Source organism: Microbacterium sp. 05N427, from assembly GCF_056397105.1.
Window position 1 is genome coordinate 18,280 of sequence record NZ_JBFTMT010000014.1, and the last position, 25,442, is coordinate 43,721.

Genomic DNA, 25,442 nt, shown 5'->3' on the forward strand with positions numbered 1-25,442 from the left:
CCGCCCCCTCTCCCGTGTGTTCCGGACCGTTGCAGCGCGACTCCGCCGACCCTCGCCGCTCGCCTAGAATCCAGGGATGGCCTCGCTTCTGTATGTCGGCGTGCGCCCTGAGCTGGATGCGGCGACGGCGGAGCGCGCGTCCTTCCGTGTCGCCCTCGGCGTCGACGCCGACGCGCTCGACCGCATCGACCTCACCACCGCCGCACTGCCCGAGGACGTGTTCGACCGCTACGCCGGCTTCGTGATCGGCGGCTCCCCGTTCAACGTCACCGACGTCCGCAAGTCCGAGGCGCAGCGACGGGTCGAGGCGGATCTGGAGCGGATCGCCGAGCACGCGATCGACGGCGCCACGACCGCGTTCTTCACGTGCTTCGGGATCGGCGTGGTCACCCGCCTCCTCGGCGGCGACGTCGGTATGGACACGCCAGAAGAGGCGACCGCGGCCGAGATCCGCTGCACGACGGACGCCGCGGCGGATCCGCTGTTCGGCCCCGCCGGACCGGTGTTCCACGCCTTCACGGCGCACAAGGAGGGCTCGGCGGAGGTGCCGCCCGGCGCGGTCCTGCTCGCCGGCAACGACACCTGCCCCGTGCAGGCGTATCGCGTGGGCACCGACCTGTACGCGACGCAGTTCCACCCCGAGCCGTCCCCGCGCGACTTCGCCGACCGCATGGTGTTCTACCGCACCACGGGATACTTCGACCCCGACGCCTTCCACACTGTGCAGGAGGCCGTGCTCGGATCCGTCGTGACAGAGCCGGCCCGGATCCTGCACCGCTTCGGCGAGCGCGCCCTGGCTCGTCGCCGCGATCGCTGAACCGCGCCCTTCGTCTCGTCGCTCCGCTCCTCGCTCAGGGACCGGGTACCGCCCCGGTTCCTGAGCGAGCGCAACCCCCGGTTCCTGAGCGAGCGCAGCGAGACGAAGGACCTCAGCGCTCCTCGCTCCGTCCCCGGTTCCTGAGCGAGCGCAGCGAGACGAAGGACCTCAGCGCTCCCCACGCAGCAACGCGATCCGGTCGTCCAGGTAGGCGGAGAGGGGCACGAATCCGCCGGACGCGGACCACCGCACCGACGGCACGCCGTCCACCAGCGCGAGCGGGCCGGAGGAGCCGCCCGCCGCCACGGCGGCCACATCGATCGGGGTCCAGCCCACGTGCACGGTCTCGCCGTCTGCGAAGCCGCCGCGCGACGCCTCGGCCCGGCGCTCCGCCCTCGCGCGCGCCGATTCCGCCGCGTAGCCCCGGCGCACCGGTGCCGCGGAGCGCAGCACCTCGGCCGTGGCGAACACGGCGTCGTCCGCGATCAGGAGCACGCCGAGGTGCCACGCGGATCCGGCGCGGACGATCCGCGGCGCCCGCCATCGCGAGGTCTTCTCACGACCGAGCGCCTCCTGGGGCAGTCCGGCGAGGGCGACACGGGCGCCGTCCAGGAGCACCGCGAGCGGAGCGTCCGGTTCGGAGGAGGTCACGGATCCAGGCTATGCCCGTGCGACGCCCGCGGAGGCGCCTCGCGCGCACCTCCGGATGTGATCGATATCATGCTCCTGTGCCGGGACCACGCCCGGGCGCCCACCCACGATCGGACCCCATGACGACCGCAGCGACGCCGGATCCCCGCCGCATCCCGGGGATGGCCGACGTCGCACGCCTGGCCGGAGTCTCGGCGCAGACCGTCTCGCGCACGCTGAGCGGCAATCCGAGCGTGCAGCCCGAGACCAGGGCGAAGGTGCTCGCCGCGGTCGATCAGCTCGGCTACCGGCGCAACAATGCGGCCCGCGCCCTGTCCTCCGGGCGCAGCAGGGCGATCGGGGTCGTGTCTCTTCGCACGGGCTTCTACTCGCGGGGCGCGGTCGCGGCCGGCATCGAGACCACCGCGTCCGAGGCGGGGTACATCGTGAACTCGGTCACGACGCCCTCGCTCGATGCCGGCGAGATCGAGCGGGCGATGTCGCGCCTCGCCGACCAGGGCGTCGAGGGCATCGTGCTCGCGGTGCCGCTGATCTCGACCACGCGCGCGATCGACGAACTGACCCGCACGCTGCCGACGATCACGATCGACGGCTCGCGCACGGCATCGACCCAGGTGGTCGCCGTCGATCAGCGCGAGGTCGGACGGATCGCGACTCGCCATCTGCTGGATCTCGGCCACGAAACGGTCTGGCACGTGGCAGGACCACAGCAGTGGCTCGACGCCTCGAGCCGCACCCTGGGCTGGCGCGAGGCGCTCGCCGACGCCGGCCGCGAGGCGCCGCCCGAGATCGCCGGGGACTGGTCTCCCGCCTCGGGCCATCGGGCCGGCCAGATCCTGGCACGCATCCCCGAAGTCACCGCCGTGTTCGTCGCGAGCGACGAGATGGCGTTCGGCCTCGCGCGGGCGTTCGCCGAGCTCGGGCGGACGATCCCCGACGAGGTGTCGATCGTGGGCGTCGATGACATCCCGCTCGCGGAGTTCTGCTCCCCCGCGCTCACCACGGTCGCTCAGCCGTTCGTCGACGTGGGCCGCATCGCCGTCGAGCACCTCCTGCATGCGATCTCCCATCCCGGCGCCGTGCCCCCGGCCGAATCGATCGCGCCGCAGCTCGTCGTGCGCCGCTCGACCGCCGCACCCCGTCGCTGACAGCCCGGACCGAGTTCGCCGCCCGCTCTCGCCTCGTCGCGCCCGTGGACTCGACGATGTTCGCGATATCTCCCGCGCGCCGAAAGCGGCGAATTTCGCAGAAGAGTCTTGATGTTAGCGATAACTTGCGAGTACCGTGGCCCGTGTTCTCCCCGCCTCGATGACGCAGCAAGGAAGACCGATGCCTCCACAGATCCTGTCCCTCCCCCGTCGATCACGGGGCGTTCTCGCCGCCGGCGCCGCACTCGCGATCGCCGCGACGACGCTGACCCTCGGCGCCGTCGCCCCGGCGCACGCCGACCCCGCCCCTCCCGCGGGCGCCGCGATCCCCGATACGGGTTACGCGCTGCTCGACGTCGACTCCGAGTCGGCCCCCTACCCCGCCCCGCCCTCCCTCGACGGCACCGCGAAGGGCGCGTTCGACGGCGACTACTCCACCCAGTGGGCGTCGAACTACAACGGCGGCACGCCGGATCCGATGCCGCACTACCTCACGTTCGACATCGGCGCCGAGCACACCCTCACCGGGCTCGGCTACTCCGTCAAGGTGCAGGGCAACGGCCCGGCCAAGGACGTGCAGGTGCTCACCACGAACGACGCGGCCATCGCCAAGGACGGCAAGAGCAGCGGCTGGACGCCCGCCGGCACCGCGACGTTCTCGCAGCCGACGAGCAGCACGCAGATCCAGTACGTCACGTTCACCCAGCCGGTGTCGGCGCGCTACGTCGAGTTCAAGATCCTCGACGCGGTGAACGGCTCGAACAACGCCTCGGCCTCCGAGATCGTCGCCTACACGACCGATCCGATCGTCACGCCGACCCCGACGCCGACGCCCACACCGACACCCAAACCCGCTGCAGCGACCGTGACCACGGACTCGGTCGACAACAGCACGTGGAACTACCCCGACGACACCCCGGCCAGCCCGTTCATGGACGCCGACGGCACGTTCCACTTCGGCGAGTCGCACGCGAACTACTACAACGAGCCCGACGGCAGCAACGGCGGCATCCGCCAGTGGAACTGGTACACGGGCTCGAACTTCGACACGGCGAAGCCGAACGATGCCCTCAACGCCGCAGGCACGAATCCGGACACCACCGACTTCTGCAACGCGAGCCCGACCGGCGTGGAGTCGACGAAGGCGCCGGCCGGATCCAGCTACACCCAGCCGAACTACTGCGACATCACGCAGATGTGGGTCGACCCCGACACGGGCGACTGGTACGGCCTCGTGCACAACGAGTTCACGCCCAAGCCCTTCGGCGACGGCCWGCACTACGACGCGATCGACTACGCGGTCTCGACCGACAAGGGCAAGACCTGGAGCATCCCCGGTCACGCGATCACCTCTCCGTACAGCACGACCCGCGGCGACACCGGCGCGTTCCCACAGCAGACGTACTACTACGGCGACGGGGACCCCCGGCTCTACGTCGACTACGCCTCCGGCTACTTCTACGCGTTCTACGGCTCCCGCGTCGTGAACAAGACCGGAGGCTGGGTGGCCTTCTACGAGCACGTCGCCCGCGCCCCGATCTCCGGGAAGATGGCGACCGGCTCGTGGCAGAAGTGGTACGACGGCGCATGGACCGAGCCCGGCGTCTCCGGCAAGGAGAGCAACATGGTGCCCGTCGCCGACGACAGCGAGACCGGCTACACGCCGGTCGACAAGGAGTACGACCCGCACACCCCCGGCACGGCGCAGCAGCAGATCAAGAACGGGCGGATGCCCGCGACCTCGCCGCTGTTCGTGATGGACGTCACCTACGACGCCTACCTCGGCCTGTACATCGGCCAGCCGCAGAATCCGGACCAGTCGGGCAAGGCGCCCCAGGAGTTCTACGCCACGAAGAACCTCGCCACGCAGAAGTGGTTCCGTCTCGGCGACTCCGGATCCGCCTACACCACGGCCTCGTGGTACCGGTGGTTCGTGGACCCCGCCAACAAGACGAGCTCGGCGATCGTGGGCAAGTCGTTCCGGTCGTACTGCTCCTTCGGCTGCATGGGCGACGCCTACGCGCAGCTCGCCAACATCACGATCGACGCCGGTCCGTCCGTCTCGCCGGCGACCGCGATCGACACCACGAAGGCGTACACGATCGCGAACGCGGACGGCCGCAAGCTCTCGGCGTCCGGCAACGGCAAGAAGCTGACGACGGCGGGCTCCGTGAACCGCAAGAACGGCGCCTGGACGTTCACGGCGACCGGCGACGGCGCGTACACGATCGCGACCCAGGCCGGAGCGCTCCTGGGCGTCGACGCCTCCTCGACCGCCGGTCGGGCGTGGGGAGCAGGGCTGACGCTCACCGACAAGGCGTCGGCCGGTGTAGGGCAGCAGTGGTTCCTCGTGCCGAACACGGACCCCGCCAGCGGTGAGGCGACCGGATCCGTCCGGCTCGTGAACCGCTACTCGGGGCTCGCGCTGGGAATCGACACGTCCACCGCGGCGACCACGCCCGGCCGCACCTGGAACGCGCCGGCGGCGCACGGCGCCTCCAGCACCTCCCAGGCGGGTCGCTTCACGCGACCGGGCGACCAGACGCTGAGCCTGGCCGAGTTCGCCGGGAACTGACGGCAAGGGATCCCCGACGCAGGATCGTCGGCAGAGGGACCCGGGCCATGCGCCGGGGTCCCTCTGCGTCTGCGTCTGCGGGGCGCGGTCCCCGCGCCGGGCGGGCGCGTTGCAGACGCGATTCGCCCCGCGCGCCGGGGCACGGCAGAATCGACGGACACCCCGCTTGCAAGGAGACGACCCCATGGCGCAGCCCGACACCGCACGACTGCTCATCGCGTGCGATGATCAGCCAGGAATCGTCGCCGCCGTGGCCGGAGTGCTCACGGCTCACGGGGCGAACATCATCTCCCTCGACCAGCACTCGACCGACGCAGCCGGCGGGCGCTTCTTCCAGCGCACGGTCATCCACCGCGACGGCCTCGCCGCCGCGCGTCCGGCGCTCGAAGCGGATCTGGCCGCGGTCGCCGAGCGCTTCGGCATGGAGTGGTCGCTGCACGACGCGTCCAAGCGCAAGCGGGTGGCGATCTTCGTGTCCAAGTACGACCACTGCCTCATGGAACTGCTCTGGCGCACCCAGCGCGGCCAGCTCGACATCGACGTCACGATGGTCGTCTCGAATCATCCGGACCTGGCGGAGTCGGTGCGCTCGTTCGGGGTGCCCTTCGTGCACATCCCGTCCGGCGACAAGGCGGAGATGGAGCAGCGTCAGCTCGAGCTGCTGCAGGGCAATGTGGATCTGGTCGTCCTCGCCCGCTACATGCAGATCCTCACCGACGCGTTCATCGAGAGCGTGGGCGCTCCGGTGATCAACATCCATCACTCCTTCCTGCCGGCCTTCATCGGCGCGAACCCCTACGCCAGGGCCAAGGAGCGCGGCGTGAAGCTGATCGGCGCCACCGCGCACTACGCGACGGCTGACCTCGACGAGGGCCCGATCATCGAGCAGGACGTCACGCGCGTCACGCACGCCGAGTCGGCCTCCGAGCTGCAGAGCCGGGGCGCCGACGTCGAGCGCCTTGTGCTCGCGCGCGCCGTGCAGTGGCACGCCGACGACCGCGTCATCGTGCACGGCCGCTCGACCGTCATCCTCTGATCAGACGGGAACCCCCGCGGCCAGCTCCGCGAACGCCGCGGCAGCGGTCTCGTAGCGGGCCAGCGGCGCCGACTGGCCGAGCCACAGCGACTGCAGCTCTCCGTTGCCCTGCTGTCCGGCCGGGGTGCGGAAACGTCCGGTGATCCAGTTCTGCGCAGGGAACGGGGCGATGGATCCGGCCGCCTCGATCTCCGTGACCACGCGATTGCGTGCGCCCCGTGCGAGCCGGCCGCTCATCGCCCGCGTGAGCACGGCGCCCTCGGCGGGCGTCGAGCGGATCGCCGCCCTGTGCGCCTCGTTCGCGGCCGATTCGGCCGTGCCGAGGAAGGCGGTGCCGACCTGCACGCCCTGCGCCCCGAGCGCGAACGCGGCGGTGACCCCTCGCCGGTCGGAGATCCCGCCCGCGGCGATCACCGGCACGTCCACCGCATCCACGACCTGCGGCAGCAGCGAGAACAGCCCGACGAGCGATTCCTCCGCGGGTCGCAGGAAAGACACCCGGTGGCCCGCGGCCTCGGCCCCCGTCGCGACGATCGCATCGACCCCGCCCTCCGCGAGGGCTCGCGCCTCCGCCACCGTCGTCGCGGTGCCGATCACCCGGATCCCCCTGCGGTGCGCCTCGTCGACGAGCGCCGCCGACGGCACGCCGAAGACGACGCTCAGCACGGCCGGCGCGGCCTCGAGGACCGCGGAGAGCTGCTCGTCGAGCGAGGGCAGATACGCCTCGGGCCGAGCGGGCACCTCGGCGCCCACCTCGGCGAAGTACGGGGCGAGGGCCGCCGCATAATCGTCGTGCTCAGCGCCGGGCTCGACCTCATCGCCCCGGGGCAGCCAGATGTTGACCCCGAACGGCCTGCGCGTCGCGGCCCTGATCCCGGCGACGGTCGTGCGGATCCGCTCCGCGTCGTAGCCGTACAGGCCGTAGGATCCGAGCCCTCCCGCCGCGCTGACCGCGGCGACGAGCGGAATCGAGCTGAGGCCGCCGAAGGGGCCGAGGAATACGGGCGTGCGGATGTCGAGGAGGTCGGTGAGCGAGCTCATGCTCCCGAGGCTACGCCCGTGCAGGGCGGGGCAGGCCGGTGTGACGCGGCACTGCCGGCCCTTCGCGCCGGTCGTCGGCGGTTGCTTCCGGCCCCTCGCTCCGGTTCAGTCGGGGACGACGGCAACCTCAGTCGGGGACGACGGGGATGGATCCGGTCAGCGGCGACGGCGGCTCCTCATCGGGGCGGGCGCCGCGACGACGACGCGCGCCTGCTGTGACGCCGATGCTCGCGACCACGACCAGCGCGATCGCGGCGAGACGCAGCGGCGATGCGTGCTGCCCGAGCACGAGCAGCCCCGCGATCGTCGCGAAGACCGGCTCGAGACTGAGCAGGATCCCGAACACCCGCTGCGGCAGGCGGCGCAGCGCCGCGAGCTCGAGGATGTACGGGATCACCGAGGCGAGCAGGGCGGTGAGTGCGGCGAGCCCCAGCACTCGGGGGTCCCCCACTGCGGCGGCCGCGGCGGGCACGCCGAACGGCAGCAGCAGCACGGCGGCCACGGCGAGCGCGACGGCCAGCCCCTCGGTTCCCGTGGTGAGCGCGCCGACGCGGGTGCTCATCCTGATGTACATGATCCAGAACCCGGCGGCGATCAGGGCGAACAGCACACCCCAGGGGTCCAGCGCCTCCGCGCCCGTGAGCCCGTCGACCCCGAGCAGCGCCATGCCCAGCAGGGCGATCCCCACCCAGACGGCATCCGCGAGGCGGCGGGTGAGCAGGGCGGCGAGCACGAGCGGGCCGAGGAACTCGATCGCGACCGCGGGCCCGAGCGGGATGCGGTCGATCGCCGCGTAGTAGGTGCCGTTCATCGCGGCGATCGAGACGCCGAAGAGGATCGCGGCGATCCACTGCCCCCGGTTCCACCGCCCGAGGCGCGGGCGCGCGATGATCAGCACCACCATCGCCGCGATCAGCACGCGGAGCCCCGTGACACCCCACGACCCGAGCTCCGGGAAGATCGTCGTCGCGACGGCCGCGCCGAACGGCAGGGACAGGCAGGATCCGACGACCAGCAGCACGCCGAGAGCGGGTTGCTGCCGCGGTTCCTGGGAGTTCACCCCTCCAGCCTGGCACGGCCCCGGTCCGTGTGCCGCCACCGACCATGTCCCACTTCTGGCTGCGATCGGGCCCGTTTCCCGACCGAAATCGGGACACGGTACAGCCAAAAGTGGGACACGGTGCTGCCACGATCAGGACACGGGTGCGGCCACGCCCCTCAGCGCGGGGTGAGCCCGACCCGCAACGGGGCTCCGGGAGCGGCCGCCTGCACGAGGGCGGCGTCCACCGCGACGAGCGGATGCACCGCCCCGACGGCGTCGGCGAACGGGTGCGCGCGTCCGCGACCCGCCATGAAGGCGGCCGCGGCCTGCAGCTCGGCGCCGGTGTAGTTGTGCACCCCCGCCACGGTCACGAGACCCCGGACGATGCGCTCGGCGTCGAGCGGCACCGGCTCCGCGGGGAAGACACTGCCCAGCAGCACCACCGCGCCGCCCACGTCGACGGCGTCCAGCGCCGCGCGCACGGCGTGCCCCGAGGCCTCGATCACCAGGTCGAACCCCTCCTCCGCCACGTCGTCCGGGCTGATGGCGGTGAGGCCGAACCGCTCGGCGAAGGCACGCCGGGCCGGGTCGGGATCCGCGATCTGCACACGCCCGCCCAGCTCCGCGGCGATCACCGCGGCGGTCAGCCCGACGAGCCCGGCGCCGAGCACGAGCACGCGCTCGCAGGCGAGCACCTCCGCATCCTCCCCCGCGGACGGCGACGGATCCGGCACCGCACGGCCCCGCAGCGCGGCTCCGCGTGCGACGCCCGCCCAGGCGGTCGCGGTGGCGCACGAGACCGGCGCGAGTGCGGCGGCCGGGAGCGCCTCCGGCACGCGCACGATCCCGGTGCCCGCGCGCAGATGCACGTGCCCGGCGAAGCCGCCGGTGAGCTCCCAGCGCGGCTCGATGCGCGCGTGCCCGTACTTCGCGAGCTGCCGGCACTTCTGCGTGCGCCCCGCGAGGCAGCGGTCGCAGTGCCCGCACGAGACCGTCACCGACCAGACCACGCGGTCACCGATGTGCAGTGCCGCGCCATCGACCGCCTGAGCGCCCTCGTCGCCGATCGCGATGATCCGGCCCACGCTCTCGTGCCCGAGCACGAGAGGCGTCGGCGCATGCCGTCGGCCCTGCACGGTGTGGATGTCGGATCCGCAGATCGTCGACATCTCCACCGCGACGAGCACGTCGTGCAGGGCCAGGGCGACGCCGGGCACGGCGAGCACCTCGTGTGGGAGCCCCACGCCGAGCCAGGCCATCGCGACGCCGGCCGGCCGCAGTGGCACGTCCTGGCGGTGCACCTCTTCTACGGGGCGGACCAGCGCCGCGCGCATGTCAGTCGGCCGCGATCGGCGCGAGAGCCGGGACGAGTCCGAGCTCCGCGAGCACGCCGAGGAGGGCGGTGACGTCGGGCAGCACGACGTCGGGGTCGGCGCTCTCGAGCGCGAGCACGTCGTGCGCACCGCTCAGCACTCCCGCCACGAAGCCGGCGCCGGCCCGACGGCCCGACCGCACGTCGCTGACCGTGTCGCCGGCGACCGCGACCGCCTGCACTGACGACGCACCGGCGCGCAGCAGCGCGGTGAGCACGAGGTCGGGGGCGGGGCGTCCGCGGCCCGCATCGATCGGGCTCAGCACGCCGTCGACGAGGTCATGCCAGCCCAGCGCGTCCAGGATCGCGTCGCGGGTCACCGGGGCGAACCCGGTGGTCAGCCAGACCTTCAGACCTGCGTCGCGCAGGGCGCGGATGGCATCCGCCGCGCCGGGGATCTCGGTCGCTCCCTGCTCGGTCACGAGCTCCGCGTAGGCAGCCTCGAACTGGGCGGTCGCGCGCTCGGCGGCCTCCACATCACCATCGGCGAGGTGCGTGAAGACGTCGATCTTGGACTGCCCCATGGTCTCGCGCACGTACTGCAGCGCCTCGTCCCAGCCGATCCGTGCGGCCACGCCGGTGCGCTCGGCCGCTCGCTGGAACGCCTGCTCCACGATGCCGTCGTCGAGCACGGTGGTCCCTGCCATGTCGAGCACGACCAGTTCGATCGGGGTGTGCGGGGTCATGCGTTCTCCTCCTGTGCGATGCCGCCGACGGTGGCGGTCGTTCCTGCGCCGCCGACGGTGGCGGTCGTTCCTGCGCCGTCCGCGACGGACGTGTCGGCATCCGCGGATCCGGATCCGCCCCAGCCGAAGACGCGGACGGTCTCGATCTCGGCGAGCCCGAGTCCCGTGGTCATGCCGATCCCGGTGGTCGCGGCGAGCGCGAGCACGCGCGGGGCGACCTCCTCGATGAGGAACTCCTCACCGGCGGCCGCGTACACGCCCTGCCAGCGCTCGAGCACGCGCATGCCGCCGACCCGGAACAGCTCCTGCGCCTCGGTGAGGAACGCGTCGAACGCGGCCTCGGGCTGGAACGGATCCGGCTGCACGGCCCTGTGGTGCGAGTCGCCGAGCAGGAGCGTCCCGTCGGGCAACTGGGTGTACATCTGGTTCAGGTCGAGCGCGGCAAGCTCCGGACGCTCGGCGTGCAGCCGCTCGCGCAGCGCCGTCGCGGTTCCGAGGCCCGCGAACCGGCGGTAGCGTACGAGCGACCAGCCGGTGAGCAGCGGCGCCTGCAGCGGCGACGGCAGATCGGCCGAGACGCGCATCATGTCCAGCGCACAGCGGATCACTCCCGCGCGCTCGGCGAGTGCGGGCAGCAGCTGATCGACGTCGTGGTTCACCGCGACGACCACATCGCCCGCCGCGATATCGCCGCGGCTCGTGCGCACGAGCCCTGTCCGAACCTCGGTGACCGCGGTGCGGAAGCGGAACTCGACGCCGAGTGCGGCGAGATGCCGCACGATCGCACCGGCGGCCTCCCGCGGATTCACCTGCAGGTCGCCGGGCACGAGCGCGCCGCCGTGAACGACCTCCGGGCGCACGGGGGCGAGCGCCATCACCTCAGCGGGCGAGAGCACGCGGATCCCGCCGTCCGTCTCCTCCTCTGCCCGGGCGGCTTCGTCCAGCAGCGCTAACTCGTCCTCCGCCCTGGCCACCACGAGCGTGCCGCTCTCGCGTGCCCAGAACCCGGCGTCCGCCGCGAGGCGCAGCCAGATCCCCCGCGAGGCCTCGCCATAGGTGCGCGCGGGTCCGTCCTGCGCGCCGATGCAGAGGTGGCCGAAGTTGCGGATCGTCGCACCTACCGGCCGGTCGGTGCGGTCCACGACCACGACGCGCAGCCCTCGTCGTACGGCCGCGTACGCTGCGCCGAGTCCGACGATKCCGGAGCCGACGATCGCGAYGTCGAACCGATCGTCCGAGGAGACCGTCATCGCCTTCACGCTCGTCATCGGAAGACCCTCCGCATCCACATCGCGAGGCCCTCGACCACGAGCACCGTGGCGAGGATCATCAGCACGATCGCCGTGACCACCTCGTAGCGCGAACCCTGCCCGGCGTTCAGCAGGTAGTAGCCCACTCCGCCGCCGCCGACGATGCCGAGGATCGTCGCCGCCCGGATGTTCGTGTCGAGCATGTAGAAGCTGTGTCCGATGAGCGCACGCGTGCCCTGCGGCACGGTGGCGGAGGYGTAGGTCTGGATCCGCGTCGCCCCGACCGCGCGGAGCGCGCGCTCAGGACCCCGGTCGACCTCCTCGAACGAGTCGGCGACCAGCTTGCCGAGCAGCCCGATACCGCCGATCGCGAGGGCCACGATGCCCGCGGTGGCGCCGAGGCCGGTGACCACGATGAGCACGATCGCGAGGATGAGCTCGGGAATGCCGCGGATGCCGACGAGCAGGAAACGGGCGATGCCGCGCACCGTGCCGTTCGGGGCGACGTTGCGGGCGGCGAAGGATCCCAGCAGCAGCGAAGGCAGCAGCGTCAGCACGGTGGCGGCGAGCGCGATCGCGATCGTGTCGCGCATCGCGCCGAGCATGACGGAGGTGTCGTAGTTGCCGAAGTCGGGCGGCCAGAATTTGACGGCGGTCTCCGGGATCTTCGCCCATACCGTGATCAGGTCGCTCCACTGGATCTGGCAGACGATCAGGCTGCCGATCACGATCGCGACGGCGACCCAGCCGGCGATCGTGTTGCGGCGGCGTTCGCGCGTCCACGGACGGTGCACGGCCGCGGCGGGGGACGCCGCCCAGGCCGGCTTCGCGGCTGCGGCAGCCGGACCGCTCGCGGCGTCGGCCGGGTGGCGGAGACGCGGATGCAGGATCCGGTCGATCCACGAGCGCGTCTGAACGGTCTCGCCGAGCATCGCGCCGCGCACGGCGCTCGAGACGATCTCCATCACGACGCAGAGCACGAAGATCACGAGCGCGATCCCGAGGCCGCGGCCGTAGTTCAGCGCCTTGAACGCGTAGGACATCTCAAGACCCAGTCCCGCGACGCCGACGTAACCGAGCACGACGCTGCCGCGCAGGTTGATGTCGTTGCGGTGCAGCACGGTGGCGACCCAACTGGGCAGCACCTGGGGCAGCACACCCGCGGTGAACTGCTGCAGCTTGGTGCCCCCCGCGGCGCGGATCGCGAGACGCGGGCCCTCGTCGATCTGCTCGATCGCGTCGGCGAACATCTTCGAGATCATCCCGATCGAGTGGATCCCGATCGCGAGGATGCCGGGCAGCGTGCCCAGCGAGAACATGAGCACGAATGCCATGGCCAGCACCACGTCCGGGATCGAGCGGGTGAGCACGCCGATGAACCGGGCGATCCCGCGCCAGACGGGTCCGGGCGTGGTGTTCGCGGCGGCGAGGTAGGCGATCGGCACCGAGAGCGCTGCGGCGACGAGCGTGCCGACCAGCACCAGGCCCACGGTGAGCGCGATCAGCCAGAGCAGGTCGAGCGGGGCGGGGAAGCTGAGCGCCCCCACCCGGGTCATGAAGCGCTGCGCGTTGCCCCAGCTCGACAGGACGCCGGTGAGCGAGAATCCGCTCTGCACGAGCGAGGCGATGCCGAGCCCGACGAGCACGATGAGCGTCAGCGCTGCCGCGATGCGCTCCGGCGACACCTGCCGCTGCGGGGCGCGCGACAGAAGGCCGCCGACGTAGCCTTCGCGGCGGGGAGCGGCGACGACGGTCACGAGCGCACCCCGACGGACCCGCCGGTCGCTGAGCCCGTCGAAGCGGCAGGCGCAGCCGGCGTCGCGATCCCCTGCTCGATGAGCTCGGTGGTGACGGCGGTGAGGTCGGCGGTGGTCGTGGCGACTCGGCCGTAGATCTCCATGACCTCGGCCTTGCTGAGGCCCGTCGTGGAGGTGTTCAGCACGACCTCGCCGTGACGGAGGCCCACGATGCGATCGGCCCAGCTGATGGCGAGGTCGACCTGGTGCAGACTGCACACCACGGTGAGGCCCTGATCGGCCGCGATCTCGCGGATGAGCGCCATGACCTGGTCGCTCGACTCTGGATCGAGCGAGGCGACGGGCTCGTCCGCGAGCAGGATCTCGGGGCGCTGCATGAGCGCGCGGGCGATGGCCACGCGCTGCTGCTGGCCGCCGGAGAGGGTGTCGCTGCGCTGGTAGGCGCGATCCAGCAGCCCCACGCGCTCGAGGTGGCCGAGGGCGCGCAGCTTCGCGTCCTTCGAATAGCCCCAGAGCCCGAGGCGCGCCCCGCGCACGGACGAGAGCGACCCGGTCAGCACGTTCTCCAGCACCGTGAGCGACGGCACCAGCTCGAACTGCTGGAAGATGAATCCGACCCGGCTGCGGAGGCTGCGCAGCGCCTTGCCCTTGAGCGCCGGGACGGAGGATCCGAGCACCTCGACGCTGCCCGAGGTCGGCGTCTCCAGTCCGTCGAGGTGCCGCAGTAGGGTCGACTTGCCGGATCCGGAGAGCCCGAGGAGCACGACGATCTCGCCGCGCGCGACCTCGAGGTCCGCGCCGTTGAGGGCGGTGGTGGCGCCGAACTGCTTGGTGACGCCGGCGAGGCGGATGACCGGCTCCGTGGTGGAGGTGCTCATGGTGTTGCGCTCCTGGTTGTGATCGGGGTCCTTGAGTGAAGATGCCGGGCCGGCGACCGTCCTCGGTTCCTGAGCGAGGAGCGCAGCGACGAGACGAAGGGCGCCGCACCCGCTCAGGAACCGGGGGCAACCGGTCCCTGAGCGAGGAGCGCAGCGACGAGACGAAGGGCGCCGCACCCGCTCAGGAACCGGGGGCAACCGGTCCCTGAGCGAGCCGAAGGCGAGACGAAGGGCGCCGCACCCGCTCAATGACCCCGATGAGGACGTGATCGGTCAGATCACTTCTTGCACTGATCGGCCTTGGTCTTGTCGCAGATGTCGCGGATGATGTCGTAGTACTTGTCGTCGACCGGCTTGGTCGCGTAGAAGGTCGCCTTGAACGCGTCGCTGTCCGCGTTCTTGACGCCCGCCTTCACGATGTCGTCGATCGTGATCTCCTTGAGCGCGGAGACGACCTTGTCGCTGGTCTCCTTCGGCAGCGCCGAGGAGTAGACCAGCGGGGCGCCGGGCACCATCGTCTTGTCGACGACCGTGACCTTGTCGCTCTTGGCGACCTCGGAGTCCTCGGCGAAGCCCGCCTCGCACTCCTTGCCCTCGCCGACCTTCTGCACGCTCACGTCGTGCTTGCCCGCGAACACCGGGGTGACGCCGGTCTTGGCGTCGATGCCGTCCTTGAGCAGGTTGTAGCTCGGGAACAGGTAGCCCGAGGTCGACGACGGGTCGACGAAGCAGACCTTCTTGCCCTTGAAGTCCTTGATCGAGGAGATCGAGGATCCCTTCGGCACGATCGCCTCGGAGTAGTAGCCCGGCTCCTGACCCTGCTTGGTGACGATGGAGGAGATCGGGGTGAGCTTGGCGCCGGCGTTGGTGGCGGTGATGTACGTGAAGCCGGAGAACGAGGCGACGTCGACCTTGCCGGCGACGGCGGCCTCGATGAGGGCGGCGTAGTCGGTCGACTCGTGGTACTCGACCTTCTTGCCGGTCTCCTTGGCGAGGTAGTCCATGAGCGGCTGGTAGTTGGTCTGGGTGTCGACCGAGTCGGGCACGACACCGAAGACGAGGGTGTTCGCGTCGACGGCGTAGCCGCCGTTCGCGGCGGCGGGCGCATCGGTGCCGGTGGCGGCACCGGCAGCGCCGGAACACGCGGCGAGGCCGAGGGCGAGCACGGCGGCGCCGGCCGCGACAGTGAGAGCGCGAAGCTTCATGAGGACCTTTCGGGTTTCAGGTGCGGAGGGAATCCTCGAAGACTCTCTCAAGCCCGCGGTCGAGATGTATACCTACCTCGGCACTGTTCCCCGACTGTTTACCCGTGATTCGCCTGAATGAACACCTAAGGAACGAGGGTGCGCCCGAGCGTGGCGACGAAGTAGTATGCCTATGTGCCCGAGGTTGTCTACACCCAGATCGCCGACGAACTGCGCGCCAGGATCACGGCGGGCCGGCTGCGTCCGGGAGACGCGGTACCGACCGAAGCGGAGCTCGCGGAACGCTGGAGCACGTCGCGCGGCCCCATCCGCAACGCCCTCGCCACCCTCCGCGCCGAGGGCCTCATCGAAACCGCCCGCGGACGGCCTGCGCGCGTCGTGGAGCGTAAGGCCACCCAGGCGGTCGACGTGTCCGTGCCGTTCACCCGCTGGGCCCGCGAGCTGGGCGCCCGCCCCGGTGCGCGCACCCAGGAGCTGAGCCTGCGCCGCGCGGGAACCGAGAAGGCGCAGGCTCTCGGGGTGGATCCCGACGACACGATCGTGAGCGTCGTCCGGCTGCGCTTCCTCGACGACCGCCCCACGATGCTGGAGCGGCTGTTCTACACCGAGGAGGTGGGCCGCCTGCTGTTCGCCATCGACACCGACGCGATCTCGATCACCGACTTCCTGGGCTCGCAGGGGCACCCCATCGTGGGCCTGCAGCACGAGATCGACGCGGTCGCCGCCGACGAGCAGGACGCGACGCTGCTGCAGGTGCCGCAGGGCACCCCGATCCTGCGCCTCAGCCGTACCTCGCGGGGCGCCGACGGCCGCATCTTCGAGGCCAGCGAGGACCGCTACCTCTCCAGCATCGTGCGCTTCACCGTCTCCGGATCCGGCATCTCCCCCGACGGCCAGTACCTCCGCGCCGTGGGCGGCTGAGAGCGGTCGCGGATCCGGTCCCTGAGTCAGCTCGACCCCAGGCCGGTCGCGGTCCCGGTCCCTGAGCTTGTCGAAGGGCCCGCCACGCCCCTCACACCGCGAGCAGTACGATCCCGGCGACGACGACCGCCGCGGCGCCGATCCGCCAGGCCGGGCGGCCTTCGCGCAGCACGAAGGCGCCGAAGAGGCTGACCAGCACCACGCTCACCTCGCGCAGCGGTGCGACGAGCGCGACAGGCGCGATCCTGATCGCCTGCAGCACGAGGATGTACGACAACGGCGAGAGGATCCCGAAGGCCAGGATGCGGCGCCACTCGGTGCGCCACAGCGCCGCGGCGGCCGGCCACCGGCGGCGCATCGCGGCGGAGTAGTACACCGCCTGCATGCCGGCGGTGCCGACCATGAAAGCGACCGGGGAGAGCGAGAACGAGCGCACGACGAACGCGTCCCAGATCGTGTAGAGCGCGATCGCGATGCCGGTGAGCACGCCGAACAGCAGTCCAGGGTCGATCCGTCGGCGGTCGCCAGCCCCGGCGTCGAGACGCACGACCCCCGCCCGATCCACGAAGCCGATCGCGACGATCCCGACGATGACGACCGCCACCCCGACGAGCGCGAGCGGTGTGGGACGCTCCCCGAACAGCAGCATCGCGATGATGACCGACAGGAACGGCCCCGTGCCGCGCGCGGTCGCGTAGACCGTGGACAGATTGCCGACGCGATACCCGTGCTGCAGCACCGCCATGTAGACCACGTGGAGCACGCTCGAGACGAGCACGCCGAGGGCGAAGCCGCCGATGTCGTCGGTTCCGAGGCCGCCGGTGAACGGCACCACTCCGGCCCAGAGGACCGTGCTCGCGACGGCGCCCCACCAGAGGAAAGGGAGACCGGCGCGGCTGATACCGTGCGCGAGCACGTTCCAGCCCGCGTGCGCGACAGCGGCGGAGAAGACCAGGACGAATGCGAGAAGAGACATGGGAACCTTCGGTCCGCCGCGGGCGCGACGGACGTGGTTCCTCCAGGCTTTTGTCCGTTCAGATGACGCCCGACCCACGAAGGCCCGACGTGGCGCCGCTCGGACCAGTCGGGCGAACCCCGGAACCCTAGGCGCTGTCGAATCCCAGCCTAGCCGCGCGGTCGAACCCCGTGGATCCGCTCTTCGATCCGTCAAACACATGTGCGATACTAGTTGTCCACAGATCCTGACTTTGCCCACTCAATGTCGGTGCTATGTTCTAGGCTGAAGGCATGGAAATCGCTCCCGACCACACGCTCCGCCGCAGCGCGGCGCTGGTCGCGGAGTGCGCCGAGATCGACAGCCAGATCGCCCGGCTGCACGCCAGGAAGGCGGAGAGACTCGCCGAGCGAGTACGGCTGCTTCTCGATGAGATCCGACCAGGTCAGGACGGGTTCGAGCAGGCCGAACGCTCGATGATCAGCGAGTTCTCCGCGGGGCTGCGGATCACCGCCTACGCCGCGGCGAAACAGCTCGCCAACGCGCACACTCTGCAGGAGCGTCTCCCGGGCACGCGTGAAGCCCTCGCCGCCGGTGCGCTCACGCTGGCGCACGCCGACGTGATCGTGGAGGCTGCCCGCGACCTGCCCGCCGGGGACGACGCCGTGGCGGCGGCCTACGAGACGGCGGTCGTCCCTTACGCGTCCGCCGAGACGCGCGCCCGCACGAAGGCCTTCGCCGAGAGCGTCGTCGCCGCGCTCGCGCCCGCGACCGTGCAGGAGCAGCACGACCGCGCACAGGACGAGCGGGTCGTCACGGTGACCGACGAGGGACGCGGACAGGCGACCCTGCACGTCACCGGCCCCGCCGTGCTCATCCACTCCGCCTACGACCTGGTCACCCAGGAGGGGCGCGCGATCCTCCGCGCGGCGAAGCAGGACGGCGCGGCCCCCGATGCGCTGGGCGACGCGCGGTCGCTGGATCAGGTGCGCTGCGACCGGACCCTGCTGCGGCTGCTCACCGGCCGCATCGACGACGACGCCGACATCCTCGACAGCATCCGGCCCACCGTGCAGGTCACCGTCAGCGCCGCGACCCTCGCCGGCATCGACGACCGCCTGGCCGAACTCGACGGGCACGGACCGATCGACGCCGCCTCCGCGCGCAGCATCGCCGCATCCGCCGCGGCCTGGCGGCGCCTGCATCTGGACGACGCGGGGATGATCGCCCGCACCACGGCCTATCAGCCCACCGACGCGATGAGACGACATCTCCGGGCTCGCGATCGAACCTGCCGCTTCCCGGGTTGCCGTAGACCCGCGCGCAGATGCGAGATCGATCACACCTATGACTACGCCCGTGGCGGGCCCACCGCGATCACGAACCTCGCGTGCCTCTGCGCCACCCATCACGCCCTCAAACACCCCGACGTCGACCCGAGATGGCGCTGGACCGCCCGGCAGCACCGAGGCGGGACCATCGTCTGGACCACCCCTGCCGGCGTCGAATACTCGGACACACCGCCGCCTCGCGTGATGTTCGTGGAGGAGGACTCCGTCTCCGCATCGGCCGCGTGAACACGGAGAGCGCGCGAGCGGGACCCCGGTTCACATGCTCGTCTACACGCTCGCCGCCCCGAGGACAAGTCCAGCGAGGTGAATCACCGGGCGGAGCGATGGCACCGATCACAGACGCTTCCGAAGCGCCGATGAAATACTGGACATGTTCAACGACAAGGAGGTCGCCCCGTGCCGGATAACACGACCGAGAACGAGCGTGCGCTCGAAGAGGGCATCGTCACCGATCTGAAGGATCGCATGACCTATGGGTCGTACCTCGACCTGGATCGGCTCCTCAGCGCGCAGCACCCGGTCAGCGTGCCGCAGCACCACGACGAGATGCTGTTCATCATCCAGCACCAGACGACCGAACTGTGGCTCAAGCTCGTGCTGCATGAGCTCGGCACCGCGCGCGACCGGCTCGCCGAGGACGACCTGCGTTCGGCCCTCAAGCACATGGCACGGGTGAAGCACATCCAGGAGGTGCTCACGCAGCAGTGGTCGGTGCTCGCGACGCTCACCCCCACGGAGTACGCGCAGTTCCGCGGCGACCTCGGCAACTCCTCGGGTTTCCAGTCCGTGCAGTACCGCGCCGTCGAGTTCGCGCTCGGCAACAAGAACGAGCGGATGCTGAGCGTGTTCCGCTCCCATCCCGAGAACCTGGCGATGCTCACGGCGGAGCTCGAGCGGCCGACCCTGTACGACGAGTTCCTGCGGTTCGCCGCGCGCCGCGGCCTGCCGATCCCTGCGGAGATCCTCGACCGCGACGTGCGCCAGCCCTACCGGATGCACGATTCGCTCGTGCCCGTGCTCACCCGGATCTACGAGAACCCCCATGACCACTGGGACCTGTACGAGGCGTGCGAGGAGCTCGTCGACGTCGAGGACAACTTCCAGTTCTGGCGCTTCCGGCACCTGCGCACCGTCACCAGGACGATCGGACGCAAGATCGGCACGGGCGGATCCAGCGGCGTCGACTTCCTGCAGCGCGCCCTCGATCTGACGTTCTTCCCCGAGCTGTACGCGGTGCGCACCGAGATCGGGCAGTGACGGCGTGAGCGTGGCGGACGGCACGGTGATCGGCGGGTTCACGGACCATCACGTGCATCTGCAGCTCGTGGATCCGGCCGCTCTCGGGGTGGCATTCGTCGGAGTCCCCGACGGCGCAGGGATGCTCGGCCGCGTGCTGGATCTCGGATCCGCTCCCGCGGCGATCGCGGCCCTCGCCGCACACCCGCCCGGCGGCGTCGCGATCTCCTTCTCCGGCGCGTTCCTGACCCCGATCGGCGGGTACCCCTCCGACCGGAACTGGGCGCCCGCGGGATCCTTCCGCGAGATCGCCGACGCCGAGGCCGCGGAGGCCACCGTCGCCGAGATGAAGGCCGCAGGAGCATCGGTCATCAAGGTCGCCAGCAACAGCACGGCTGGCCCCGTGTTCGGCGACGACCTGCTCCAGGCGATCGTGCGCATCGCCGATCGCCACGGCCTGCCCGTGGTCGCCCACGCGGAGGGCCCCGGCGAGGCGCAGCGCATGCCGCGACTCGGCGTCAGGGCGCTCGCGCACACCCCGTTCACCGAGCGGCTGAGCGATGCCGAGGTCTCCGCCCAGGCAGGCCGGATCGCGTGGATCTCCACCCTCGCGATCCACGAGGGCGAGGCCCGAGCGATCGCGCTGGACAACCTGCGCCGCTTCCACGCGCACGGCGGGACGGTCCGCTACGGGACCGACCTCGGCAACGGCGACCAGCCGGCCGGCCTCAACTCCGCCGAGGTCGAGGCCCTGCGCGAGGCCGGCGTGCGCGGGGCCGCACTGATCCGCGCTCTCGTCCCGGTCGCCGCGACCGCCGAGCGCCGGTTCCTGTTGCCCGCACGCGACGCGGATCCGTTCGACCTGGAACCCGTTCCGCACCCGCACGGGACGACGCGAGCGCACGGACGCGGCCACGCATCCGGATCGACGAGGCCCGCGCATCTGACCTCCCCGGAGAGCGCGCGGTAAGCACGAGCCGCCGCCCGGACGTCGCGTCAGGCGCGGATCAGCGGCCGCCGCCCAGACGTCGCGTCACGCGAACGTCAGACAAGCATCGAACAAGCCGTCGTCAGACCGCGCCCAGGTCGATCCCGCCTGCGGCCGGTTCCGCGTAGGAGACCTCGCGCCACACGTCGCCGACGCGCTCGAACGAGGTGACGCTGGACAGGGCGCACCGACGCGTCCGCGGGTCGTGCCGCAACGGCAGCCCCGCGACCGACAGGTGCGTGATCCAGATCGGCGCCTGGTGCGAGACGAACACCACGTCGCCGCCGTCGGCCTCGTGCCACGCCTCGTCCATAGCGTCGCGCATGCGCGCGGCGACCGAGGAGTACGGCTCGCCCCAGCTCGGCACCGCGGGACGACGCAAGTGCCGCCAGTTCCACGGATTCATCAGGGCTCGACGCATCTGCGTGCCTTCGAACACATTCCACGGCTCGATGATCCGCTCGTCCAGCACCGGACTGAGCCCGAAGGCGGCGGTGAACGGCTCGGCCGATTCCTGCGTGCGCTCGAGTGGCGAGCACCGCAGCGCGGACACCGGACGGTCCATCGCCGCGACGTGGTCGGCGGCGGCCTGCGCCATCCGCCGACCCGCGTCGCTCAGGTGGTATCCGGGCAGCCGTCCGTAAAGGATCCGCCCCGGGTTGAAGACCTCGCCGTGGCGGACGAGGTGAAGACGCTCCGCCGCCATCCGATCAGACGCGGCGGTACTGGGCGGAACCGAACCCGATGATGAAGTACCCGATGAAGGAGAACAGCCAGAGCAGGAAGAACGAGAACACCCCGCCCTTGCCGAAGTTCTTGCCGAGCTTCACCGCGACGATGATGGACATCACGATGTTTACGATCGGGATCAGATAGAGAAGCACGAACCAGCCGCTCATGCCGGCGATCTTGATCAGGAAGATCAGGTTGACGATCGGAATGAGCGCGAGCCAGCCCGCGTGGCCCGCCTTGGTGAAGACCTTCCACAGCGCGATCACGACGATCACGTAGAAGATCAGCGCGAAGACGCTGGTCGTGCCGGAGAACAGCGCCGCGTATACGTTGCTGGCGGCGTCGGTCGGGTCTTCGGTGGGGAGGATATGCATGTGAAGCGCCTTCCAGGAATCGGTCGAGGGGTGGTGCTGCCGCGAGTCTAGTGAGCCTCGCCCGCTCACCACGAGGCGTTCCGCGCGTCCCCGTAGAATGGACGGGATCCCTTTTCCCTAGTTGGAGGCGTATTCCGTGCTTCGCACTCACACGGCAGGCTCGCTACGAGCCGAGCACATCGGTCAGACCATCACCCTTGCGGGGTGGGTCGATCGCCGTCGTGACCACGGCGGAGTCGCCTTCATCGATCTGCGCGACGGATCCGGCATCGCCCAGGTCGTCATCCGCGACGAGGAGATCGCGCACCCGTTGCGCAGCGAGTTCGTGCTGCAGGTGACCGGTGAGGTATCGAGCCGCCCCGCCGGCAACGAGAACCCGAACCTGCCCTCGGGCGAGATCGAGATCGTCGCGCAGGACGTCGTCGTGCTGAACGAGTCGGCGCCGCTGCCGTTCCAGGTCTCCTCGGGCCTTGCCGAGACCGACCCGGTCGGTGAGGACGTGCGCTTCAAGCACCGCTACCTCGACCTGCGCCGCCCTGCCGCGATCGCGCCCCTGCAGCTGCGCTCGAAGGTCTACAAGGCCCTGCGCGACGTGCTGCACGAGCGCGAGTTCGTCGAGGTCGAGACCCCGACGCTGACCCGTTCGACCCCGGAGGGCGCCCGCGACTTCGTCGTGCCCGCGCGCCTGCACCCCGGCAGCTGGTACGCCCTGCCGCAGAGCCCGCAGCTGTTCAAGCAGCTGCTCATGGTCGGCGGCGTGGAGAAGTACTTCCAGATCGCGCGCTGCTACCGCGACGAGGACTTCCGCGCCGACCGCCAGCCCGAGTTCACCCAGCTCGACATCGAGATGTCCTTCGCCGACCAGGAGGACATCATCGAGATGATGGAGGCCGTGATCCGCGCGATGTGGGCCACCATCGGCGTCGAGGTGCAGACCCCGCTGCCGCGGATGACCTACGCCGACGCGATGGCGAAGTACGGATCCGACAAGCCGGATCTGCGCTTCGGATTCGAGCTCGTCGAGGCGACCGAGTACTTCTCGGAGACCACGTTCCGCGTCTTCCAGGCCGACTACGTCGGCGCTGTCGTCATGCCCGGCGGCGCCTCGCAGCCCCGCAAGGTGCTCGACGCCTGGCAGGACTGGGCCAAGCAGCGCGGCGCCCGCGGCCTCGCGTACGTCCTGTTCAACGAGGACGGCACGCTCGGCGGCCCTGTTGCGAAGAACCTCAGCGAGGCCGAGCAGGCGGGCCTCGCCGAGCTCGTGGGAGCGGCACCCGGCGACTGCGCGTTCTTCGCCGCAGGATCCGTGAAGGACTCCCGCGCCCTCCTCGGCGCCGCGCGCGTCGAGATCGGCCGCCGCCTTGGCCTGCTCGACCCCGAGGTGTTCGCCTTCACCTGGGTCGTGGACGCCCCCATGTTCGAGCCGGCCGCCGACGCGGTCGCCTCGGGCGATGTCGCCGTCGGTGCCGGCGCCTGGACCGCCGTTCACCACGCCTTCACCGGTCCGAAGCCGGAGTTCGAGGCGACCTTCGACACCGACCCCGGATCCGCTCTCGCCTACGCGTACGACATCGTCTGCAACGGCTCCGAGCTCGGCGGCGGATCCATCCGCATCCACCGCGAGGACGTGCAGAAGCGCGTCTTCGAGGTCATGGGCCTCTCCGACGATGTCGCGCAGGAGCAGTTCGGCTTCCTGCTCGACGCGTTCAAGTTCGGCGCCCCGCCGCACGGCGGCATCGCGCTCGGCATGGACCGCGTGCTGCAGCACCTGTCGAAGACCGAGTCGATCCGCGAGGTCATCGCGTTCCCGAAGACCGGCAACGGCTTCGACCCGCTCACCGCCGCACCCGCCCCGATCACCGCGGAGCAGCGCAAGGAGGCCGGCGTCGACCCGGTGGCCGAGTCGGTCGAGACCGTCGACGCCTGACGGCGGAGGCGACGCCCTTCGTCTCGTCGCTGCGCTCCTCGCTCAGGGACCGGTTCTGATCCCCGGTTCGCGATCCCCGGTTCCTGAGCGAGCGAAGCGAGACGAAGGACGCTGCCCAGGGACCGGTTCGCGATCCCCGGTTCCTGATCCCCGGTTCCTGATCCCCGGTTCCTGAGCGAGCGAAGCGAGACGAAGGACGCTCGTTCGGCGTCCCCGAGGTGAAAGGATCGGACCATGCTCGCACTGACACTTCCCGCTCCCCTCGACACGCGGATCGGGGAGGTGACGCTGCGCCGCGCGCGCACCGAGGACACCGCGGCGATCGTCGCACTCCTCGCCGATGACGCGATCAGCGCCGCGCGCGGCGACACCGCCTCCGACGACGACCTGCCGGCGTACGCGGCCGGCCTGGAGTCGGTGCTCGCCGACGGATCCAACGACCTCCTCGTCGCCGAGCACGACAGCGGAATCGTCGGCACGTTCCAACTCACCCGCATTCCGGGGATGTCCCGCCGCGGCTCGACCCGCCTGCTCGTCGAGGCGGTGCGGGTGCGCTCGGATCTGCGCTCGAGCGGCGTCGGCTCCGCGCTCATGCGCTGGATCATGGACGTCGCGACCGCCGACCTGGACAGCCCGCTCGTGCAGCTCACCTCGGATGCGCAGCGCGTCGAGGCGCACCGCTTCTACGAGCGCCTCGGCTTCGCAGGATCGCACAAGGGCTTCAAGTACAACGCGCCCGCCAGTCGTTGAGCGTGCCCACCGGTCGTTGAGCGAGCACCGACGACGTCGGAGCGAGACGCCCTTCGTCTCGTCGCTGCGCTCCTCGCTCAGGGACCGGTCCGGGCTGGGTGGTCCCTGAGCGAGCGCAGCGAGACGAAGGGCGCCTCAGGCCTCGTCCGGGTCCGACAGGTCCTCGACCGCGACCGGGATGCGGCCGGCGAACATGACGCCCACGCCGTACTCGTCGCCGATGTCCAGGCCGCACTCCGCGAAGCGCATCATCCACGTGCCGTCCTGCCAGACCACGGCCTCTGGCGCGCCGAACGGCGGATCCTCCTCCGCGAGCCGCGCCCGGTCGGCGTCCGACAGGGCGCCCCGCGGGCCGGCCAGCTCCTCCACGAGGTAGCGGATCGCGGCCTCGCTGAGCTCCGCGAACTCGGTCACGATGCCCTGGGCAGCCTCCCGCGCCTCCGTGCTGGGCTCCTCCGCCGGTTCGGCGATGAGGCTCACGGTCCACCCGCCGTCCCCGCCCTCGACGCCCCCGATCCAGCAGGCGATGTCGTCCGGTGCGTCGATCCGGATCAGGGTGGCGCCGTCGAGCTCGATCGTCTCGGGAAGGGTGCTCATGCTCCGATCCAACCAGACCGCGCCCGGTCCCGTGCAGTACGCGGTCCCGACGACGGCAATCGCCCCTCCGGCGCAGCACGCGGTCCCGAGGATGATCCGAGGGCCGATCGCCCTGGACCCGAACCGTTCATGCTGCATTCACCCCGCTCCGC

At 70.9% G+C, this 25,442-nt stretch carries 23 protein-coding genes; 10 read left to right on the forward strand and 13 right to left on the reverse strand.

What is annotated here, in order from left to right; all coding sequences use genetic code 11:
• Nucleotides 1-76 precede the first annotated feature (76 nt).
• Complete coding sequence (locus AC1DG4_RS14505) at nt 77-817, forward strand: glutamine amidotransferase-related protein (RefSeq protein ID WP_477378680.1); 741 nt, start codon at nt 77-79, stop codon at nt 815-817.
• A 168-nt stretch (nt 818-985) separates the two neighbouring features.
• Here AC1DG4_RS14505 and AC1DG4_RS14510 read toward each other — a convergent pair whose 3' ends face one another.
• Nucleotides 986-1,468 carry a glutaminase gene (locus tag AC1DG4_RS14510; RefSeq protein WP_477378678.1) on the reverse strand — a complete coding sequence of 161 codons (483 nt, stop codon included), beginning with the start codon at nt 1,466-1,468 and terminating at the stop codon, nt 986-988.
• Between the two features lie 119 nt (nt 1,469-1,587).
• Between AC1DG4_RS14510 and AC1DG4_RS14515 the strand changes: the two genes are divergently transcribed.
• The 3 genes from AC1DG4_RS14515 (at nt 1,588) to purU (ending at nt 6,227) form a co-directional block, all read left to right on the forward strand.
• On the forward strand, nt 1,588-2,616 hold the full coding sequence (locus tag AC1DG4_RS14515) for a LacI family DNA-binding transcriptional regulator (protein WP_477378676.1): 1,029 nt from the start codon (nt 1,588-1,590) through the stop codon (nt 2,614-2,616).
• A gap of 181 nt (nt 2,617-2,797) precedes the next feature.
• Complete coding sequence (locus tag AC1DG4_RS14520; RefSeq protein WP_477421306.1) at nt 2,798-5,191, forward strand: discoidin domain-containing protein; 2,394 nt, start codon at nt 2,798-2,800, stop codon at nt 5,189-5,191.
• 184 nt (nt 5,192-5,375) lie between these two features.
• On the forward strand, nt 5,376-6,227 hold the full coding sequence (gene purU, locus AC1DG4_RS14525) for a formyltetrahydrofolate deformylase (RefSeq protein WP_477378672.1): 852 nt from the start codon (nt 5,376-5,378) through the stop codon (nt 6,225-6,227).
• Here purU and AC1DG4_RS14530 read toward each other — a convergent pair whose 3' ends face one another.
• From AC1DG4_RS14530 to AC1DG4_RS14565, 8 genes are all read right to left on the reverse strand, one after another.
• On the reverse strand, nt 6,228-7,268 hold the full coding sequence (locus tag AC1DG4_RS14530; RefSeq protein ID WP_477378670.1) for an NAD(P)H-dependent flavin oxidoreductase: 1,041 nt from the start codon (nt 7,266-7,268) through the stop codon (nt 6,228-6,230).
• Between the two features lie 127 nt (nt 7,269-7,395).
• Complete coding sequence (locus AC1DG4_RS14535; protein ID WP_477378669.1) at nt 7,396-8,328, reverse strand: EamA family transporter; 933 nt, start codon at nt 8,326-8,328, stop codon at nt 7,396-7,398.
• Nucleotides 8,329-8,486: 158 nt separating this feature from the next.
• A complete protein-coding gene (locus tag AC1DG4_RS14540) occupies nt 8,487-9,644 on the reverse strand; it encodes an alcohol dehydrogenase catalytic domain-containing protein (protein WP_477378667.1) in 1,158 nt (385 codons plus the stop codon).
• Nucleotide 9,645: 1 nt separating this feature from the next.
• Complete coding sequence (locus AC1DG4_RS14545; protein ID WP_477378665.1) at nt 9,646-10,368, reverse strand: HAD family hydrolase; 723 nt, start codon at nt 10,366-10,368, stop codon at nt 9,646-9,648.
• Entirely contained in the window at nt 10,365-11,636 is a 1,272-nt protein-coding gene (locus AC1DG4_RS14550) for a TIGR03364 family FAD-dependent oxidoreductase (RefSeq protein WP_477421308.1), read from the reverse strand. Before AC1DG4_RS14550 ends, AC1DG4_RS14545 begins: the two co-directional genes overlap by 4 nt.
• Nucleotides 11,633-13,375, reverse strand: a complete 1,743-nt coding sequence (phnE, locus tag AC1DG4_RS14555; RefSeq protein ID WP_477421309.1) for a phosphonate ABC transporter, permease protein PhnE — start codon at nt 13,373-13,375, stop codon at nt 11,633-11,635. The genes AC1DG4_RS14550 and phnE overlap by 4 nt, the downstream gene beginning before the upstream one ends.
• Entirely contained in the window at nt 13,372-14,253 is an 882-nt protein-coding gene (gene phnC / locus AC1DG4_RS14560; RefSeq protein ID WP_477378659.1) for a phosphonate ABC transporter ATP-binding protein, read from the reverse strand. The genes phnE and phnC overlap by 4 nt, the downstream gene beginning before the upstream one ends.
• A gap of 278 nt (nt 14,254-14,531) precedes the next feature.
• Entirely contained in the window at nt 14,532-15,458 is a 927-nt protein-coding gene (locus AC1DG4_RS14565) for a phosphate/phosphite/phosphonate ABC transporter substrate-binding protein (RefSeq protein ID WP_477378658.1), read from the reverse strand.
• Nucleotides 15,459-15,632: 174 nt separating this feature from the next.
• Here AC1DG4_RS14565 and AC1DG4_RS14570 point away from each other — a divergent pair, with 174 nt between their 5' ends.
• The gene (locus AC1DG4_RS14570; protein WP_477378656.1) at nt 15,633-16,379 is read left to right on the forward strand and encodes a GntR family transcriptional regulator; all 747 of its coding nucleotides are present in this window, start codon (nt 15,633-15,635) and stop codon (nt 16,377-16,379) included.
• Nucleotides 16,380-16,470: 91 nt separating this feature from the next.
• On the opposite strand, the gene AC1DG4_RS14575 is transcribed toward AC1DG4_RS14570, so the two are convergent.
• The gene (locus AC1DG4_RS14575; protein ID WP_477378654.1) at nt 16,471-17,355 is read right to left on the reverse strand and encodes an EamA family transporter; all 885 of its coding nucleotides are present in this window, start codon (nt 17,353-17,355) and stop codon (nt 16,471-16,473) included.
• Nucleotides 17,356-17,627: 272 nt separating this feature from the next.
• Between AC1DG4_RS14575 and AC1DG4_RS14580 the strand changes: the two genes are divergently transcribed.
• The 3 genes from AC1DG4_RS14580 (at nt 17,628) to AC1DG4_RS14590 (ending at nt 20,892) form a co-directional block, all read left to right on the forward strand.
• On the forward strand, nt 17,628-18,911 hold the full coding sequence (locus AC1DG4_RS14580; protein WP_477378652.1) for an HNH endonuclease signature motif containing protein: 1,284 nt from the start codon (nt 17,628-17,630) through the stop codon (nt 18,909-18,911).
• A gap of 171 nt (nt 18,912-19,082) precedes the next feature.
• Entirely contained in the window at nt 19,083-19,943 is an 861-nt protein-coding gene (kynA, locus tag AC1DG4_RS14585) for a tryptophan 2,3-dioxygenase (protein ID WP_477378650.1), read from the forward strand.
• 4 nt (nt 19,944-19,947) lie between these two features.
• A complete protein-coding gene (locus tag AC1DG4_RS14590) occupies nt 19,948-20,892 on the forward strand; it encodes an amidohydrolase family protein (RefSeq protein ID WP_477378648.1) in 945 nt (314 codons plus the stop codon).
• 100 nt (nt 20,893-20,992) lie between these two features.
• Here AC1DG4_RS14590 and AC1DG4_RS14595 read toward each other — a convergent pair whose 3' ends face one another.
• Nucleotides 20,993-21,616: a histidine phosphatase family protein gene (locus AC1DG4_RS14595; protein WP_477378646.1), complete on the reverse strand. Its 624-nt coding sequence runs from the start codon at nt 21,614-21,616 to the stop codon at nt 20,993-20,995.
• Between the two features lie 4 nt (nt 21,617-21,620).
• On the reverse strand, nt 21,621-22,016 hold the full coding sequence (locus AC1DG4_RS14600) for a DUF5684 domain-containing protein (protein WP_477378644.1): 396 nt from the start codon (nt 22,014-22,016) through the stop codon (nt 21,621-21,623).
• Nucleotides 22,017-22,152: 136 nt separating this feature from the next.
• Between AC1DG4_RS14600 and aspS the strand changes: the two genes are divergently transcribed.
• Together aspS and AC1DG4_RS14610 are read left to right on the forward strand one after the other, a co-directional pair.
• Nucleotides 22,153-23,943 carry an aspartate--tRNA ligase gene (aspS, locus tag AC1DG4_RS14605; RefSeq protein WP_477378642.1) on the forward strand — a complete coding sequence of 597 codons (1,791 nt, stop codon included), beginning with the start codon at nt 22,153-22,155 and terminating at the stop codon, nt 23,941-23,943.
• A gap of 234 nt (nt 23,944-24,177) precedes the next feature.
• On the forward strand, nt 24,178-24,693 hold the full coding sequence (locus AC1DG4_RS14610) for a GNAT family N-acetyltransferase (protein WP_477378640.1): 516 nt from the start codon (nt 24,178-24,180) through the stop codon (nt 24,691-24,693).
• A gap of 135 nt (nt 24,694-24,828) precedes the next feature.
• On the opposite strand, the gene AC1DG4_RS14615 is transcribed toward AC1DG4_RS14610, so the two are convergent.
• Entirely contained in the window at nt 24,829-25,290 is a 462-nt protein-coding gene (locus tag AC1DG4_RS14615; protein WP_477378638.1) for a hypothetical protein, read from the reverse strand.
• Between the last annotated feature and the right edge of the window lie 152 nt (nt 25,291-25,442).